The sequence below is a fragment of the Streptococcus phocae genome (assembly GCF_001302265.1).
Lineage (GTDB): Bacteria > Bacillota > Bacilli > Lactobacillales > Streptococcaceae > Streptococcus > Streptococcus phocae.
The window spans coordinates 1-596 of sequence record NZ_LHQM01000080.1 but is presented as its reverse complement, the minus strand read 5'-3'; the positions used below and the strand labels follow the sequence as shown (position 1 = coordinate 596).

Here is a 596-nt window from a genome sequence, read left to right as displayed (position 1 = left end):
TAAAAATATTTTTTATATAGTTATTTAGTATGTTTCTAATAGAATGTATACTATATTAAATTAAGAGAGGTTTTTTATGAAAAAAACATTATTCCTAAGTGCTGCTGCATTAATGCTAGCTAGTACTGCTGCTCTATCAACTCATTCTGTAAGTGCATCTTCTTATTATGATAATCCTAGTCTTTTAAGACAAAATGGTACCCAAACAGATAGAGAAGCGAGAAATGGCGCTGAATTGGAAATAAGAAACTTATTACAACAATATGGAGTCACAGATACTGATGAATACAATAGCTATTATACTTTTTACTACCGTAAAGCAAGACGTTGTCGCAAGGCATCGGACGTTAAACAAGTTATTGATGAATTAGAAAAAAATTTACAAGAGACTCAAAACGACATCGACTAATCTATATACAAAAGAAGTGAGAAAGATTCCTTGCTTCTTTTTTAATACTTTAACACTATAAAACTCCCCAAACTGAAGCAAAGCTCTTTTCTTGGTCTCGTAGCACCAGTTTTTAGAGCGATTAAATTCTCCATAAGTTCCTGACTAGATACGTTCTCACTAACCAAATAACATTCAATCAGTATTT

At 31.4% G+C, this 596-nt stretch carries 1 protein-coding gene; it reads left to right on the top strand.

The window, feature by feature from the left end:
* Positions 1–76: 76 nt before the first annotated feature.
* A complete protein-coding gene (locus AKK44_RS08460) occupies positions 77–409 on the top strand; it encodes a hypothetical protein (RefSeq protein ID WP_054279303.1) in 333 nt (110 codons plus the stop codon).
* Positions 410–596: the final 187 nt, after the last annotated feature.

Excerpts from the sequence above, each read along its gene's own strand:
- AKK44_RS08460 (WP_054279303.1), top strand. The coding sequence starts at position 77 with ATGAAAAAAACATTATTCCTAAGTGCTGCTGCATTAATGCTAGCTAGT.